The sequence below is a fragment of the Aurantimonas sp. A3-2-R12 genome (assembly GCF_036016755.1).
In the GTDB taxonomy this organism is placed as follows: domain Bacteria; phylum Pseudomonadota; class Alphaproteobacteria; order Rhizobiales; family Rhizobiaceae; genus Aurantimonas; species Aurantimonas coralicida_A.
In genome coordinates this window covers 1-12,984 of record NZ_JAYXIH010000010.1, presented here as the reverse complement: position 1 = coordinate 12,984, position 12,984 = coordinate 1, and the positions used below count along the sequence as shown (strand labels likewise).

The window sequence follows — 12,984 nt, the reverse complement described above, 5'->3', positions numbered from 1 at the left end:
GGTTCCGTTTCGCCGACCACCGGGTGATCAGTGGGTCGGATCGTCCTCGAACAGCGCTGACTGCGACCCCTGATAGCTCGGCGGCACGGCGAGGCCGATATGCCGAAACGCGTGCTGCGTCAAAAGCCGGCCGCGCGGGGTGCGCTGGAGGAAGCCCTGTTGCAGCAAATAGGGCTCGACGATGTCCTCGATGGCGTCACGCGGCTCCGACAACGCCGCAGCGATCGTCTCGATCCCGACGGGGCCACCGCCGAAATTCAACGCAATGAGGTCGAGATAGCGCCGATCGAGCTGGTCGAGGCCGAGACTGTCGACCTCCAGCCGCGTCAGCGCCGCGTCGGCGACCTTGCGATCAACCTCGCTCACGCCCGCGACATCGGCGAAATCGCGCACCCGCCGCAGCAGCCGGCCGGCGATGCGCGGCGTGCCGCGCGCCCGGCGGGCGATTTCTCGCCCACCCTCTTCGGCCATCGGCAGGCCCATCAGTCGGGCACCGCGCCGAACGATGTGCTCAAGCTCCTCGACCGTGTAGAAATTCAGCCGCACGGGGATTCCGAAGCGGTCGCGCAAAGGCGTCGTCAAAAGCCCCACCCGCGTCGTCGCGGCGACCAACGTGAACTTCGACAGGTCGATCTTCACCGACCGCGCGGCCGGCCCCTCGCCGATAATCAGATCGAGCTGGAAATCCTCCATCGCCGGATAGAGGATTTCCTCGACCGCCGGGCTGAGGCGATGGATCTCGTCGATGAACAGGACGTCGCGCTCTTCCAGATTGGTCAAAAGCGCCGCGAGATCGCCGGCCTTGGCGATGACCGGTCCCGACGTCGAACGGAAGTTGACGCCGAGTTCCTTGGCCATGATCTGCGCCAGCGTGGTCTTGCCGAGGCCCGGTGGACCGACGAAGAGCACATGGTCGAGCGCCTCCCCCCGGGTCTTCGCGGCCTCGATGAAGACCTTCAAATTGGCCCGCGCTGCCGCCTGCCCGACGAAATCGTCGAGCCGCTGCGGCCGCAGCGTCGCGTCGATGTCCTCGCCGCGTTGATCCGGGGTGATGAGACGGGTGTCGCTCATGAAAGGAGCTTCATCGAAGGAATGACCTTTGCCGCGCGCTTGTCGAACGTAACCGTATTCTCACATCCGTGATGCGTGTTCCTGGCCGCGATCAACGCATCGGAGAATCCCACGCCTTCCCGTGCCATATCAAGGGCAGAACCGACCAGAGCAGCATTCTCGATTTCGACATCCGCCCGCTGCGAAATCTGCTCGATGACATCCAGAATTTGGTCGGCTGACAGCCGATAGCGAGAGCGTAAAGTCCAGGCGAATTCGACGAGCACCAGCTGATTGACGAAGATCGCTTGGCCCTTCGACGAAGCCGCGAAAAACTTCTTGGACGCTTCGAACTGGACACTATCGTCCGTTACAAACAATCTCAGGAGAACATTCGTGTCGACGCCAATTCGGGTCGTCACGCGGAATCACCATCGTCCTCGCCGAGGACATGACGCGCCACCGCGGCCGCAACCGCCTCGTCCATCTCCTCGATGGTCGTCGGGCGTCCGAGAGGATTGCCCAGAACGCCCGCGAGATCGATCATCCTCAATGTTCGCGGGATGATAGAAGCCTTGCCGTCGGTAATCTCCCATTCGATACGGGATCCATCCTCCAGCCCAAGCTCATCACGAACCGCCTTGGGAATCGTCGTTTGCCCCTTGGAGGTAACGGTTCCGAGAATACCCATCTCCTTACTCCAATCGCCATCCTTACACACCAAAATAGTAAGGATTTCTTCCTCGCACAACCCACCTAGCCGCGGCTCAGTGCCTTCAGCCCCAGCCGGATCAGCGTCGCCGAATCCGCGTCCTCGGCTCCGTCCCGCACGGCTTTGGCCACGGCATTGGCCGCCTGGTCCCGCGCATAGCCGAGATTGACCAACGCCGAGACCGCATCGCTGATCGGTGCCGGCGCGACGCCCTCGCCGAGCTCGCGTTTCAGCCCGTAGCTTTCGTCCGATCCGGCGCCGGAGAAGGCCGGCGCCTTGTCCTTCAATTCCGCCACGATGCGCGCCGCGACCTTCGGCCCGACGCCCGGCGAACGCGCCACCATCGCCTTGTCCTGCAGCGCGATCGCGTTGGCGAGATCACCGGTCGACAGCGTGCCTGTCACCGCCAGCGCCACCCTTGCGCCGACGCCCTGGACGGTCTGCAGCAGCCGGAACCAATCCCGCTCGACGGCTGAGGAAAAACCGTAGAGGCGGATCATGTCCTCGCGAACATACGTCTCGACGAAGAGCACGATCGCCTCGCCTGGCCCGGGCAAAGACGCCAGCGTGCGCGTCCCGCAATAGGCGATGTAGCCGACACCGTGGACGTCCACGACCACATGATCCTCGCCGATCTCGTCGACGGTGCCCTTCAGCTTTCCGATCATGGATGGGTCTCCGGCGAAACGATCTCGAGATCGGGAAAATAACTTCGGTAGCGGGAGGCATCCCGCGTCAACAGCCGATGGCCGCGAACGAAGGCGTGCGCGCCGATCAGAAAATCAGGCAGAGTGCGCTCCCGCCCCCCACCGCGCGAACGGTAGAGCCGATGCGCCCGCCCGGCCGGAAACGCGGCCTCGAACGGAAACGGCTCCCGACGCGGTCGCATCCAAGCGACCCGCGAGAACAGCTCTTCTTCCCGCATCGGCACGGCGAGCTCCGCCCAGACGATCGCGCTGAGGACAATCTCGCCGCTCCGGCACTCTTGCCTGACGGCCTCGATCGATTCCTCGAAAAACTGCCCGGTGCCCAGCATATCGATGAAGATGTTGGTATCAATCAACGTCGAGGTCTTCACGGGGTCCCCTCAACCAGTCCACATAGAACTTGCCGTCCATCCCGTCGGTATCGATCGTACCGCGCATCTCTGCCACATGCCGATCGAATGCCCGGTTCCAAACGACAGGATCGTCGTCCGCACAGGTGCGAACGAGCCGCACCGCGTCACCCGTATCGACGAAGTCCACCTCGCTGCCCGGCACGATGCCGAGCTTGTCGCGGATCGCCTTGGGGATCGTCACTTGACCTTTTTCCGTCACCCTCACCTGCCGCTCGCCTTCCATTTCAGCGAAAGTAATACCTGCCGGTAATACCTATTGACGGAAATGGAACATGTCAAGAACATCCGGTCTTGGTCGGCCACTGCATCAACGCCCCGCCATCAAGGCCCTCGCCTGTGCCGATTGGCGATGATGGGTATGGCAGATGGCGATAGCGAGCGCGTCGGCCGCGTCGTCGGTGTCGAAGCTTGCTTTCGGCATCAGCACCTTGACCATCATGTGGATCTGCTTCTTGTCGCCATGGCCGACGCCGATGACCGCCTTCTTCACCGCGTTGGGTGCGTATTCGGCGACCGGCAGGCCGGCGAGCGCCGGCACCAGCATGGCGATGCCGCGCGCCTGGCCGAGTTTGAGCGTAGCAACGGCATCCTTGTTGACGAAGGTCTGCTCGACCGCAGCCTCGTCGGGCTGATGGGTGTGGACCACCTCGGTCAGCCCGTCATGTATCTGGCGAAGCCGGGAGGCGAGGTCCAGCTTGTTGTCGGAGGTCACCGTACCGCTCGCGACGAAGCGCAACGAGTTGCCGAGCGTCTCGACGACGCCCCAGCCGGTGCGGCGAAGGCCCGGATCGATACCGATTATGCGAATGGATGCCTCCTGCAACACTTCCTTAACCTCCGATCCTAGCCGACTCGGAGAGCATCAGATAGGCAAATCATGAACGAAAAGAGAACGAAGCGAGAGCAAAACGCATAACGCTTCGGAAGGATCAGCGAATGCGATGACTGCCGCGCCTCAGGCCGCCGAAAGCTTCGCCATCACCTCGTCGTCGACCTCGAAATTTGCGTAGACGTTCTGCACGTCGTCGTCGTCCTCGAGATTGCCGATCAGGCGCAGGACGCTTTCGGCCTTGTCCTCGTCGACCGGCGTGCCGGTCTGGGGTCGCCAGATCGCCTTGACGCTTTCCGCCTCGCCGAGGGACGCCTCCAGCGCGGTGGAGACCTCGTTGATATCCTCGAAGGCGGTGATGATCGTGTGACCGCTCTCGTCGGAGATCACGTCGTCGGCGCCGGCTTCGATCGCCGCTTCCATCACCTTGTCCGCGTCGCCCACCGGAGCCGCATAGATGATCTCACCGACATGATGGAACATGAAAGAGACCGAACCGGTTTCGCCCAGCGCGCCGCCGGATTTGGTGAAACAGGACCGCACGTTGGAGGCGGTGCGGTTGCGGTTGTCGGTCAGCGCCTCGACGATGACGGCGACGCCGCCCGGCCCGTAGCCCTCGTAGCGGACCTCGTCGTAGTTCTCGGCGTCGCCGCCGGAGGCTTTCTTGATCGCTCGGTCGATGTTGTCCTTCGGCATCGACTGCGCCTTGGCGTTGTTGATCGCCAGCCGCAGGCGCGCATTCATCGACGGGTCGGGCAGCCCAGCCTTGGCCGCGACCACGATCTCGCGCGCGAGTTTGGAGAACATCTTCGATCGGACCGCGTCCTGGCGGCCCTTCCGGTGCATGATGTTCTTGAACTGTGAATGGCCGGCCATGGAAAACCTGTCGATCGGAGTGGAAAAAAGCTGCCCGTCATATAAAAAATGTCGCGGGAAACGTCCAGAACGAGGTTCGCGATGCCCGATGCCCGCCCGCCGGATGCCGACCGAGCGAATCACCGTCTCAGTGTGCGGCTCCCGGCGCTGCCGCTCACCGGCGGCTGCCAGTGCGGCCAGGTCCGCTACGAAATCCGCAAAGTCCCCCTCGCCTTCTACCTCTGTCATTGCACCGAATGCCAGCGCCACACGTCCAGCGCCTATGGGGAGAGCTTGCGCGTGGACTCTGCTAGCGTCGTTATAACCGGCACGCTGAAGACGACCCGGCGCACGTCGGACAGTGGCGCGATTCGACTCGGCGACTTCTGCCCCGACTGCGGCGTGCGCATCCAGCATCGCTCGCAGGACAATCCGACCCGCCTCAACATCAAGGCCGGCACCCTCGACGATACATCATGGCTGGTGCCGGCCGGGCATATCTGGGTGCGCTCGAAGCAGTCCTTTGTCGCGCTAGGCCCGGACGAGCTGACCTTTGACGGCGAGCCGGACGATGTCGGTTCTGCGTCGATCCGCGCAAGGTGGCAGACGATGCTGGCCACCGGCGAACGAATGTAATGACGGCTTTATGATTTCGCCCGCCTGCGGCGTGCGATAAACTCTCTGGAGGGTAGAGCGAACCGGCATCGACCGACGCGGATCTCTCCCGGTCTCGCCCTGTCGTTAGGCTGCGGGGAACAGGTCGTGACGTACTTGGAGTCGGCGCCATGATACGCAACTTCACTGCCATCATTCTCGTACTCTTGATCCCGTTCGGGACAGCCCACGCCCAACTGCTGTCGAAGCCCTCCACTGGCACCAACGCCGACGCACCCGATACGCGGACGAAACTCTTCGCTGCGTTGAAGGCCGCGACATCCGATGTCGAGGGGCGTGCGGCCGAGGCCGCCATCTGGCGTTTCTGGATGCGAGCGGCGCCCGATTCCACCACGCGGCGCCTCGTCGACGACGCCATGAGCCGGCGCGGCAATTACGATTTCGCGGGCGCGCGGGAGCTCCTCGATGAAGCGATCACGCGTTCACCGACATACGCCGAGGCCTTCAACCAGCGCGGCTTCATCCGCTTCCTGCAGGAGGATTTCGACGGCGCCCTCGAAGACGTCGATCGGGCCATCGCGCTCGAACCCAATCATTTCGGCGCCATGGCCGGACGCGCGCATATCCTGATGCGTCAGGGGCGGTTTCGACTGGCACAAGCGCAGTTACGGGAAGCGGTGGCGATCCACCCGTTCCTGAAAGAGCGCGCGATGCTGGCGCCACCGGTCGATACCGCACCGGAGACACCGACGGATGGCGGCATCGATTTGTGACTGCCTTGGGTCATCCGGCCCGGACCATCGAAAAGGATCAAGCCGATGCACCATGCCTTCGCTCTGCTCTCAGCCCTGCTGATCCTCGCGCCGGGCGCGGCTGCCGCCCAATCGGTCCCGAGCACTTGCATCGCCGTTGCGGAAAACTTGCCTGAGACGCTCCGCGCGACCTACGTCTCCATGGACGCGAAGGCGCCCATGCGCCTGGCCCAACTCAGCCGAGACGAGGTCCGCATCACCTATGTCCATCATTCGACCTACCTGATCGAAAGCCCCGACGGCGTGACGGTGGCCACCGACTATTCCGGTTTCGCCGGCCCGACCGTCCCGGACATCGCCACGATGAACAAGGCGCACGCCACTCATTTCACGGAGTTTCCGGACCCGGCGATCGAGAATGTCCTGAAAGGCTGGAATCCCGGAGGCGGCCCCGCCCGCCATGCCCTCACCGTCGAGGACATGTATGTGCGCAACGTGCCGACCGATATCCGCTCCTTCGGCGGCGGAATCGAGCCGGACGGCAACTCGATCTTCATTTTCGAGGTGGCGGGGCTGTGCATCGGCCATCTCGGCCATCTCCATCATCGCCTGACCGACGAGGATTACGCCCAGATCGGCCGTCTCGACATCCTCATGGTGCCCGTCGATGGTGGCTATACGCTCAGCCAGGAGGGCATGGGCGAGATCGCCAAGCGACTGCGGTCCTCGATCGTCCTGCCGATGCACCGCTTTCGCGGGCCAATCGACCGGTTCCTCGATCGGCTGCCCGACTTCGCGGTAGACAGGCGCTCGGAAGACAGCTTCTCCGTCTCGCTCCGCACGCTTCCGGGCCGGCCGACGGTGATCGTGCTCTCAGGAGTCTGACGCGCCCCCCGCTCAACCGATCGTCGGCGGCTCGCCATGCGCCTGCGCCGGAATCGACGCACCGCCGCCCGTCCCAGCTTTCAATGCCGCAGCCTTCTGCCGCTTCCTCCGCGCCAGCATGTTCAGCCCTTCGACCAGGGCCGAGAAGCTCATGGCGGCGTAGATGTAGCCCTTCGGCACATGCACGCCGAAGCCGTCGGCGATCAGTGTCATGCCGATCATCAGCAGGAAGCCCAGCGCCAGCATGACGATGGTCGGGTTGGCCTCAATGAAGCGCGACAGCGGTCCGGCCGCGACCAGCATCACCACGACCGCAACGATGACGGCGATGAACATGATCCCGAGCTCGTCGGTCATGCCGACGGCGGTGATGATGGAATCGATGGAAAACACCAGATCGAGCAGCAGGATCTGCACGATCGCGGCGCCGAAGGTCAGCGTCGCCGCCTTGCCGATCATCGTATCCGGGTGATCGTCGGGATCGACGCTGTGATGGATTTCCTTCGTTGCCTTCCAGACCAAGAAGAGCCCGCCGGCGATGAGGATGAGGTCACGCCAGGAAAAGCCGTGGTCGAAGGCCTCGAACAGCGGTTCGGTCAGTTGAACGATGAAGGCAACGGTCGACAGCAGCCCCAGCCGCAGGATCAGGGCAAGACCGATTCCGACCCGGCGGGCCCGCTGCCGGTGTTCTTCCGGCAGCTTGTTCGAGAGGATCGAGATGAAGATCAGATTGTCGATGCCGAGCACGACCTCCATCACGATCAACGTGGCGAGGGCCGCATAAGCGGTGGGGTCGGCGAGAAAGGCGAAGAAGTCGGCCATCGGGGCTCCTGAAGCGCGAGAGGTCGGCTAGAGAATCGGACCAAAAAGTGGAATCCGGTTTTTGGATCAATCCGATGCTCAATCAAAAATTTGGAGCGCCGTTCATCCAAATGGACGCACAGCGCTCCAAACCTGCGGAGAAAGTCGGGCGCGGCGCGCCAAAGGACAGAGGGCTGTTACCAAAAATCCGGCACCGCCCTGGTGAGCCTCGGTCCGATCCGTACCGGCGCGATCTTCTCGGCAAGGCCGGTTCGGTCGGATATCTCGACGGCAAGGCCGGCGAGGGTCGCGGGCCCCTGCGCCGCCTCGAAGCGACCACGCGGTACCTTGGAAACGAAGCGGTTGATCGGCTCCTCCTTCTCCATGCCGAGGGAGGAGTCATAATCGCCGCACATGCCCGCGTCCGACTGGTACGCCGTGCCGCCGGCCAAAATCTGGTGGTCGGCCGTGGGCACATGGGTGTGGGTGCCGACGACGAGGCTGGCACGGCCGTCGAGATAATGCGCGAAGCACTGCTTCTCGCTGGTCGCCTCGGCATGAAAGTCGACGATCACCGCGTCTGCTTGCTCACCGAGCGGACAGGCTGACAGGATGTCATCGGCGCAGGCGAACGGGTCGTCGAGATCGGGCGACATGAACACCCGGCCCATGATGTTGGTGACGAGCACCCGCGCGCCGTTTTTGGCTTCGAACAGTCCCGACCCGTTGCCGGGCGTGCCCTTGGGGTAGTTGGCCGGCCGGATGAAGCGATCATGGCGCGTTGCGAACGCCAATGCCTCGCGCTGATCCCAGACGTGGTTGCCGGTGGTCACCGCATCGGCGCCGGCCTCCAGCGTACGTTGGAAAATCTCCTCGGTGATGCCGAAACCGCCGGCCGAATTCTCGCCGTTGACCACGACGAAATCGAGTTTCCAGTCGGAAATCAGACCGGGCAGCTTGTCATAGACGGCCGTGCGACCCGACCTTCCGACCATGTCGCCGAGAAAGAGAAAACGCATCAGGCGCGCCGATGTCGAGCGTCGGATTCACCGCCGACGTGATGTCGTTCATGGTTTGGTGAACATTCTTCCGACATGATCACGGGTTCTTGGCGTTGCGGTATCGCTTGGGCGAGACGGTCGATCATGCAGTGTCCTTGGCGTTTTCATGTCCAGCCGCAAAGCTAGGACATTTCCGCGCGGAAGGAAGAAAACCTGTCCGGCGCGGGTCGCATCAACCGATACGAGGGCTTGTCTAAACCATGAATTCCTTCCTCCGATACCGCCCGTCGGGCCTAGCATCCGTCTTCGCACGATTTCTGGCCCTTCTTTCGGTCGCTTTCCTTGCCGCCTGTGTCGGTTCGACGGGCGCCCTCGACATCGCCTCGACCAAGCCTGTGTCCGTCGACAGGGGCGTGGCGCTCGCATCGATCAACGCGTTCCGCGCGCAGAACGGGCTGGGATCGGTCCGCTTCGACGCCGTGCTGGACAAGGCGGCCGACAGGCAGGCCCGGGCGATGGCGGCACGCGGCAATCTCAGCCATACGGTCGATGGCGTCCTGCCGAGCCGCGTCGCGTCTTTCGGTTACAATTGGGCGGCGGTCTCCGAGAACATCGGCTGGAACTATCGATCAACCCCCGCCGTCATCACCGGCTGGAAGAACTCTCCCGGCCACCGCCGCAACCTGCTGAATCCCAACGTGACAGAGATTGGTTTTGCCGCCGCGACCGGCAGCAACGGCCAGCCCTATTGGGCCTTGATCCTGGGACGCGAGAAACGACGCTGATCACGGCCCATCACACCCGATCGTCTCACGTTCGGTGACGATCGCATGCAGTGGAATGTCGTGCGGCTCGGTCGGCACGGCCTCCACTTCCTGCACGGCGAAACCGACACCAATCAGGCGCGGCGCCTTGCCCTTCTCGCGCAGCTTTGCGATCGCCGCGTCGTAATAGCCGCGGCCATAGCCGATGCGCCCGCCGCTTCGGTCGAAGGCGGCCAGCGGTACCAGCATGACATCGGGATCGAGAACCGCAGCGTCCGGCCCCGGCGCATAGGTGCCGAAGCCTTGGGGTTCTAGCGGCGCGCCGCGCAGAAGCTCCCGAAACTGCAGCTGGTTTTCCACGATCGCCGGGACGCACAGGCGCGCGCCTCGGTCGGCAAGCGCCATCATCAATGGGCGTATGTCGATCTCCGTGCGGATCGGCAGGAAGCCGGAGATGATGGAACCGGGCTCCACCGCAACCAGATTGGCGCAGCGGTCGGCGACCGCGAGCGAGGCCTCGATCCGGGCCTCGGCTCCCATCGCATCACGCCGCGCCAGTGCTTCCGCGCGCAGACGCTGCTTTGCTTGCTGCATGCCGTGGTCCCCCGTCACTCCTGCGAATGGGAGTGCCGGATATCACCGGTGATGAGCAAGAGAAAGATGCCAAGATTGGCCGTGTCGCCCGAAATCGGACGCTCGTCGCGATACGTGGCCGGAAAGAGGATGGCGAGCCACCCGGCCGATGGAGAAGTCGAACCCGGGAACCTACAATGTAGGTGGGCGCCGTGTGCCCTGGCCCACGAGCCAAGGCAGGGACAGCTCCCTAGGGATGACTAAGGCCCCGAGATAATGTTACCCCTGTCGCACCGCGCAGCCCGCCGAGACCAGATATAGGCCGAGGCCGTCACGCTATCCATAGCAAGCGCGGCACCAGGCAATCTTTATTCGCGCTTGGCCAGAGCCACCTGCCTCAGACGAAATGCTTCGACAGCTTCAATCCCTGGGCCTGGTAGTTCGATTTGAGATCGAGGCCATACAGCCGGTCCGGCAACGCCTGCATCCGCTCATACACCAGCCGCCCGACGATCTGCCCATCCTCGAGGATGAACGGCACGTCGTGACTGCGCACTTCCAGCACGGCCCGGCTTCCGGTTCCGCCGGCCGCCGAATGGCCGAAGCCGGGGTCAAAGAAGCCCGCATAATGGACGCGGAACTCCCCGACCAACGGATCGAAGGGCGTCATCTCCGCCGCGAAGGCCGGCGGCACATGCACGGCTTCCTTGGATACCAGGATGTAGAACTCGTCCGGATCGAGAACGAGTTCGCCGGTCTTGCCCCGATGGATCGGCTCCCAGAAATCGGCTAGGGGATAGGCACCACGCCGGTCGACATCGACGACCCCGGTGTGCCGCTTGCCACGGTAGCCGACGAGCCCGTCGGCATTCCCCACCAGATCGATCGACAGCGCGATACCGCCGCCGGAGATGTTGGCCTCTGGCGCTGTTGTCAACCGTTCATGGGAGTGGAGATCCGATAATTCCGTCTCGGACAGCAAGGGTTCGCCGGTGCGAAAACGGATTTGCGACAGGCGCGAGCCCTGCCGCACCAGAATCGGAAACGTGCGCGGCGATATCTCAAGATAGAGTGGCCCGGCATAGCCGGCCGGCAGCTTGTCGAACTCCTGCCCCGCGTCCGCGAGCACCCGCGTGAAGATGTCGAGCCGGCCGGTCGAGGATTTTGGGTTCGCCGTCGCCCGGACGCCGTCCGGCAGGCGCAGGGTTTCCAGCAACGGCACCACGTAGACGCAGCCGGTTTCCAGCACCGCGCCCTCGGTCAGGCTGAACTCGTGCAATTGGAAACGCGCAAGCTGCTGGGCTACGCTACGCCCCTGCCCCGGCAGAAAACTCGCGCGAACCCGGTACGCCTTCGGTCCGAGCCGCAGGTCGAGGCTCGCCGGCTGGATCTGGTCCGCGTCGCGTTCAATCGGCGCCGCGATCGCCCCTGTGTCGAACAGTGTCGCGATTGCGCGATCCGGCAAAATTCCGTCGGTCATCGGTTGTCCCGTCATCGCCTGCATGTGCCCCGCCCCGTGGGCGGCCGTTTGGTCCTCGATTGACGCCTAACGGGATCGGGTCTATTTGCAAAGTCGAGAGTGGTGATTTGGCCGGCCGGCTTGCAGCCACGTAAAACAAGTCGCTAAAGGGCCGATCCGACGATTGGGTATTCGATGGACCGGCTTCGCGGCATGCTGCGGCCGGTTTTTTGTTGTTCGGAGAAAAGCGATGCTGAAGAAAGCGGAAGAGCGGCGCAAACTGAGGCCGGCGACGGCGATGGTCCATGGCGGCACCATGCGTTCGGGATTCGGCGAGACCTCCGAGGCGCTGTTCCTCACCCAGGGCTTCGTCTACGACAGCGCCGAAGCCGCCGAGGCCCGCTTCAAGGGCGAGGAACCCGGCTTCATCTACAGCCGCTACGGCAATCCGACGACGCGCATGTTCGAAGAGCGGATGATGGCGCTGGAAGGCGCCGAGGACGCCCGCGCGACCGCGTCCGGCATGGCCGCGGTCGCCGCCGCCATGCAGTGCCAGGTGACAGCCGGGGATCATGTCGTTGCGGCCCGTGCGCTATTCGGCTCCTGCCGTTATGTCGTGGAGACCGTGCTGGGGCGCTGCGGCGTTGCCTGCACGCTCATCGATGGCCGCGATCTCGACGCGTGGCGCGATGCGGTGCGGCCGGAAACCAAGGTGTTCTTTCTGGAATCGCCGACCAATCCGACGCTGGAGGTCATCGACATCGCCGCGGTGGCGGAGATCGCCCATGCGGCCGGCGCCCGTCTGGTCGTCGACAACGTCTTCGCCACGCCGATGCAGCAGCGGCCGCTGGAGCTTGGCGCCGACGTCGTCGTCTATTCGGCGACCAAGCACATCGACGGCCAAGGCCGCTGCCTCGGCGGCATCGTTCTTTCTTCCAAGAACTGGATCGACGAGAATCTGCACGACTATTTCCGACACACCGGCCCGTCGTTGTCGCCGTTCAACGCCTGGACATTGCTGAAAGGGTTGGAGACGCTGCCCATCCGCGTCGCTCACCAGACCCGATCTGCGGCGCGCATCGCCGATATCCTGGCCGACCGGCAAGAGGTCGCGAAAGTGATCTACCCCGGCCGTTCCGATCACCCTGACGCGGCCGTCATCGCCCGGCAGATGAGCGGCGGTTCGACCCTGCTCGCCTTTGAGGTCAAGGGCGGCAAGCCCGCCGCCTTCGCCTTCTCGAATGCGTTGGAGATCATTCTGATCTCGAACAATCTCGGCGACGCCAAGAGCCTGATCACCCATCCGGCGACGACCACCCACAAGAACTTGGCCCCGGAGGCGCGCGCCGAGCTCGGAATCTCCGACGGTTTGCTGCGCCTGTCGGTCGGACTGGAGGATGTCGAGGATCTGATCGAGGACATCGAAGGGGCGTTGGCAGCGACTCGATGAACGATCTCCGGTTTAGAGCGTCAGGCGATTAATCTGCAACATAGCCAGCGGCCTTGAGGTAGTTCCAACATTCTTCGGGCTCGAACAGGTCGCAGATGTTGCCGACTGCACGCCAGAG

General features: G+C 63.7%; 17 protein-coding genes, 1 other RNA gene and 1 riboswitch. Of the genes, 5 read left to right on the top strand and 13 right to left on the bottom strand.

What is annotated here, in order from left to right; all coding sequences use genetic code 11:
• Positions 1–27: 27 nt before the first annotated feature.
• The 8 genes from ruvB to VSX60_RS07235 all read right to left on the bottom strand — a co-directional run bounded on the left by ruvB (position 28) and on the right by VSX60_RS07235 (position 4,587).
• Complete coding sequence (gene ruvB / locus VSX60_RS07270; RefSeq protein WP_327623486.1) at positions 28–1,071, bottom strand: Holliday junction branch migration DNA helicase RuvB; 1,044 nt, start codon at positions 1,069–1,071, stop codon at positions 28–30.
• Complete coding sequence (locus VSX60_RS07265) at positions 1,068–1,472, bottom strand: PIN domain-containing protein (protein ID WP_327623485.1); 405 nt, start codon at positions 1,470–1,472, stop codon at positions 1,068–1,070. Before VSX60_RS07265 ends, ruvB begins: the two co-directional genes overlap by 4 nt.
• Entirely contained in the window at positions 1,469–1,741 is a 273-nt protein-coding gene (locus VSX60_RS07260; RefSeq protein ID WP_327623484.1) for an AbrB/MazE/SpoVT family DNA-binding domain-containing protein, read from the bottom strand. Before VSX60_RS07260 ends, VSX60_RS07265 begins: the two co-directional genes overlap by 4 nt.
• A gap of 65 nt (positions 1,742–1,806) precedes the next feature.
• Entirely contained in the window at positions 1,807–2,430 is a 624-nt protein-coding gene (gene ruvA / locus VSX60_RS07255; RefSeq protein WP_327623483.1) for a Holliday junction branch migration protein RuvA, read from the bottom strand.
• Positions 2,427–2,840: a type II toxin-antitoxin system VapC family toxin gene (locus VSX60_RS07250; RefSeq protein ID WP_327623482.1), complete on the bottom strand. Its 414-nt coding sequence runs from the start codon at positions 2,838–2,840 to the stop codon at positions 2,427–2,429. Before VSX60_RS07250 ends, ruvA begins: the two co-directional genes overlap by 4 nt.
• Positions 2,818–3,087, bottom strand: coding sequence for an AbrB/MazE/SpoVT family DNA-binding domain-containing protein (locus VSX60_RS07245; RefSeq protein WP_442872844.1), 270 nt, complete (start codon positions 3,085–3,087; stop codon positions 2,818–2,820). Before VSX60_RS07245 ends, VSX60_RS07250 begins: the two co-directional genes overlap by 23 nt.
• Before the next feature lie 102 nt (positions 3,088–3,189).
• On the bottom strand, positions 3,190–3,708 hold the full coding sequence (gene ruvC / locus VSX60_RS07240) for a crossover junction endodeoxyribonuclease RuvC (RefSeq protein ID WP_327623480.1): 519 nt from the start codon (positions 3,706–3,708) through the stop codon (positions 3,190–3,192).
• Positions 3,709–3,837: 129 nt separating this feature from the next.
• Positions 3,838–4,587 carry a YebC/PmpR family DNA-binding transcriptional regulator gene (locus VSX60_RS07235; protein ID WP_327623479.1) on the bottom strand — a complete coding sequence of 250 codons (750 nt, stop codon included), beginning with the start codon at positions 4,585–4,587 and terminating at the stop codon, positions 3,838–3,840.
• Between the two features lie 81 nt (positions 4,588–4,668).
• Here VSX60_RS07235 and VSX60_RS07230 point away from each other — a divergent pair, with 81 nt between their 5' ends.
• The 3 genes from VSX60_RS07230 (at position 4,669) to VSX60_RS07220 (ending at position 6,818) form a co-directional block, all read left to right on the top strand.
• Complete coding sequence (locus VSX60_RS07230) at positions 4,669–5,202, top strand: GFA family protein (protein WP_327623478.1); 534 nt, start codon at positions 4,669–4,671, stop codon at positions 5,200–5,202.
• Positions 5,203–5,351: 149 nt separating this feature from the next.
• Entirely contained in the window at positions 5,352–5,954 is a 603-nt protein-coding gene (locus VSX60_RS07225) for a tetratricopeptide repeat protein (protein ID WP_327623477.1), read from the top strand.
• A gap of 45 nt (positions 5,955–5,999) precedes the next feature.
• On the top strand, positions 6,000–6,818 hold the full coding sequence (locus tag VSX60_RS07220; RefSeq protein ID WP_327623476.1) for an MBL fold metallo-hydrolase: 819 nt from the start codon (positions 6,000–6,002) through the stop codon (positions 6,816–6,818).
• Positions 6,819–6,830: 12 nt separating this feature from the next.
• Here VSX60_RS07220 and VSX60_RS07215 read toward each other — a convergent pair whose 3' ends face one another.
• The gene (locus VSX60_RS07215) at positions 6,831–7,640 is read right to left on the bottom strand and encodes a TerC family protein (protein ID WP_327623475.1); all 810 of its coding nucleotides are present in this window, start codon (positions 7,638–7,640) and stop codon (positions 6,831–6,833) included.
• Between the two features lie 176 nt (positions 7,641–7,816).
• Positions 7,817–8,638: a TIGR00282 family metallophosphoesterase gene (locus VSX60_RS07210; RefSeq protein WP_327623474.1), complete on the bottom strand. Its 822-nt coding sequence runs from the start codon at positions 8,636–8,638 to the stop codon at positions 7,817–7,819.
• A 242-nt stretch (positions 8,639–8,880) separates the two neighbouring features.
• Here VSX60_RS07210 and VSX60_RS07205 point away from each other — a divergent pair, with 242 nt between their 5' ends.
• On the top strand, positions 8,881–9,405 hold the full coding sequence (locus VSX60_RS07205; RefSeq protein ID WP_327623473.1) for a CAP domain-containing protein: 525 nt from the start codon (positions 8,881–8,883) through the stop codon (positions 9,403–9,405).
• Here VSX60_RS07205 and VSX60_RS07200 read toward each other — a convergent pair whose 3' ends face one another.
• The 3 genes from VSX60_RS07200 to VSX60_RS07190 all read right to left on the bottom strand — a co-directional run bounded on the left by VSX60_RS07200 (position 9,406) and on the right by VSX60_RS07190 (position 11,437).
• Positions 9,406–9,978, bottom strand: a complete 573-nt coding sequence (locus tag VSX60_RS07200) for a 5-formyltetrahydrofolate cyclo-ligase (RefSeq protein ID WP_327623472.1) — start codon at positions 9,976–9,978, stop codon at positions 9,406–9,408. It abuts the gene before it with no gap.
• Between the two features lie 130 nt (positions 9,979–10,108).
• Positions 10,109–10,264, bottom strand: a non-coding RNA gene (gene ssrS / locus VSX60_RS07195) — 6S RNA.
• A gap of 90 nt (positions 10,265–10,354) precedes the next feature.
• Positions 10,355–11,437 (bottom strand): 2'-deoxycytidine 5'-triphosphate deaminase, encoded by a 1,083-nt coding sequence (locus VSX60_RS07190; RefSeq protein ID WP_327623471.1) that lies wholly within the window; start codon positions 11,435–11,437, stop codon positions 10,355–10,357.
• Between the two features lie 89 nt (positions 11,438–11,526).
• A riboswitch (SAM riboswitch) is annotated at positions 11,527–11,604 on the top strand.
• A gap of 62 nt (positions 11,605–11,666) precedes the next feature.
• Here VSX60_RS07190 and VSX60_RS07185 point away from each other — a divergent pair.
• Positions 11,667–12,866 carry an O-succinylhomoserine sulfhydrylase gene (locus VSX60_RS07185; RefSeq protein WP_327623470.1) on the top strand — a complete coding sequence of 400 codons (1,200 nt, stop codon included), beginning with the start codon at positions 11,667–11,669 and terminating at the stop codon, positions 12,864–12,866.
• Positions 12,867–12,984 lie beyond the last annotated feature (118 nt).

Coding starts and splice junctions, on each gene's coding strand:
- ruvB (WP_327623486.1), bottom strand. CDS start 1,071: ATGAGCGACACCCGTCTCATCACCCCGGATCAACGCGGCGAGGACATC.
- VSX60_RS07260 (WP_327623484.1), bottom strand. CDS start 1,741: ATGGGTATTCTCGGAACCGTTACCTCCAAGGGGCAAACGACGATTCCC.
- ruvA (WP_327623483.1), bottom strand. CDS start 2,430: ATGATCGGAAAGCTGAAGGGCACCGTCGACGAGATCGGCGAGGATCAT.
- VSX60_RS07235 (WP_327623479.1), bottom strand. CDS start 4,587: ATGGCCGGCCATTCACAGTTCAAGAACATCATGCACCGGAAGGGCCGC.
- VSX60_RS07230 (WP_327623478.1), top strand. CDS start 4,669: ATGCCCGATGCCCGCCCGCCGGATGCCGACCGAGCGAATCACCGTCTC.
- VSX60_RS07225 (WP_327623477.1), top strand. CDS start 5,352: ATGATACGCAACTTCACTGCCATCATTCTCGTACTCTTGATCCCGTTC.
- VSX60_RS07220 (WP_327623476.1), top strand. CDS start 6,000: ATGCACCATGCCTTCGCTCTGCTCTCAGCCCTGCTGATCCTCGCGCCG.
- VSX60_RS07215 (WP_327623475.1), bottom strand. CDS start 7,640: ATGGCCGACTTCTTCGCCTTTCTCGCCGACCCCACCGCTTATGCGGCC.
- VSX60_RS07210 (WP_327623474.1), bottom strand. CDS start 8,638: ATGCGTTTTCTCTTTCTCGGCGACATGGTCGGAAGGTCGGGTCGCACG.
- VSX60_RS07205 (WP_327623473.1), top strand. CDS start 8,881: ATGAATTCCTTCCTCCGATACCGCCCGTCGGGCCTAGCATCCGTCTTC.
- VSX60_RS07200 (WP_327623472.1), bottom strand. CDS start 9,978: ATGCAGCAAGCAAAGCAGCGTCTGCGCGCGGAAGCACTGGCGCGGCGT.
- VSX60_RS07190 (WP_327623471.1), bottom strand. CDS start 11,437: ATGACCGACGGAATTTTGCCGGATCGCGCAATCGCGACACTGTTCGAC.
- VSX60_RS07185 (WP_327623470.1), top strand. CDS start 11,667: ATGCTGAAGAAAGCGGAAGAGCGGCGCAAACTGAGGCCGGCGACGGCG.